Source organism: Hymenobacter agri (genome assembly GCF_054778495.1).
In genome coordinates this window covers 1-1,446 of sequence record NZ_BAAGZM010000843.1, presented here as the reverse complement: position 1 = coordinate 1,446, position 1,446 = coordinate 1, and the positions used below count along the sequence as shown (strand labels likewise).

Sequence of the window (1,446 nt, the reverse complement as noted above, 5' to 3'; positions counted from 1 at the left end):
CGGTTCAGCGCGACCATGCCGGCCAGCAGCACGGCCAGCAGGCTCAGCATCACGGTCAGCACCACGCCCAGCAGGTCTTCGGCCTCGACCAGCGACTTGCGCAACGACACCCACACCGGCCCCTCGCCGCGCACCGTCAGCGGGAAAGTGAGCTGGCGGTGGGGCACCCACTCGTGCTCGGTGCGGTCGAGCAAAATGGTATCGCGGAAGCCCAGCGGGCGCGGCGTGCGGCTGATATCGAGCAGCGTGGCCAGCTGGCTGATGGGGGCCAGCTCGTTGGCCTGGGCCTTGGCCATCAGCTCGCGCCGACGGTCGGTCAGCTGCTCGCTCACCTCGGTGCGCAGCGCCCAATTGATGCCGTGGTACAGCCCCACGCTGCCCACCGCAAACAGCAGCAGCGCCAGCAGCAGGTAATAGCGGGTGGTGGCGTTCAGCAGGTTCATGGCGGGGAAGCGTTGGCGGAGCGACGGCGAGGCTCCTTCGGTTAGGATGGAATTATTCGTGGCTCAGCTTATAGCCCACGCCATACATCGTACGGATGTAGTTATCAGCGCCTTTGTCCTGCATTTTTTTGCGCAGGTTTTTGAGGTGGGTGTAGATGAAGTCGAACGAGTCGGCGGCATCCACGGCGTCGCCGATGAGGTGTTCGGCAATGGCTTCCTTGGTGAGTACGCGGCCGGGGTTGGCAAGCAGGTACAGCAGCAGGTCGTATTCCTTTTTGGTCAGGTTGAGGGCTTCGCCACGCACGTGCACCTCAGCCAGGTCGGGCAGCACCACGAGGTCGCGGAAGGTTATTTGCTGCTGCCCATTGAACTGGCGGCGGCGCAAAATGGCCCGCACCCGGGCGTTGAGCTCGGACAAGTGAAACGGTTTGATGAGGTAATCATCGGCGCCCAGGTCGAGGCCGGCGACTTTATCGTCGACCGCATCGCGGGCCGTAATAATGAGCACGCCGGCCGGCGAGCCTTTGGCTTTGAGGGCGCGCAGCAGGTCGAGGCCCGTGCCGTCGGGCAGCGTGAGGTCGAGCAGCACGCAGTCGTACTGGTAGAGTTCGATTTTCTCGTGCGCCTGGGCAAAGCTGCCCGCTTCTTCGACCACGTAGCCGGCCTGCCGCAACGAGCCCGCCAGAGCCGCCCGCAACGCCGCTTCGTCTTCAATCAGGAGAATTTTCATCACATATCGGCGGGGGATACAGCCGCCCCGCAAGCAGGCAAAGGTTGTCATTATTTGCTTCGCTGGCGCGCCGGGAGCGATTCACGGCAGAATGCAGCCCGAATTTCTTCAGATTCGTACCGCAGCTTTGTGGCTCTTATACGCTATTATTCTTTGTTCACTCGCTTGTTCCTTTTGCGTGGGGTGCTGCTGCTCGGGTTGCTGCCGGGCCTGGGGGCGGGGGCGGCCCGCGGCCAAACCACCCCTGCCCCGCCCCAGTTGGCCCCGTTGCCC

General features: G+C 63.5%; 2 protein-coding genes. Both read right to left on the bottom strand.

From position 1 onward, the window contains the following. Positions 1-443: hypothetical protein (locus ACYVDE_RS22720; RefSeq protein ID WP_460503815.1), on the bottom strand; the 443-nt coding region annotated here is incomplete at its 3' end. A 52-nt stretch (positions 444-495) separates the two neighbouring features. Continuing rightward, entirely contained in the window at positions 496-1,173 is a 678-nt protein-coding gene (locus tag ACYVDE_RS22715) for a response regulator transcription factor (RefSeq protein WP_460503814.1), read from the bottom strand. Positions 1,174-1,446 lie beyond the last annotated feature (273 nt).

Coding starts and splice junctions, on each gene's coding strand:
- ACYVDE_RS22715 (WP_460503814.1), bottom strand. CDS start 1,173: ATGAAAATTCTCCTGATTGAAGACGAAGCGGCGTTGCGGGCGGCTCTG.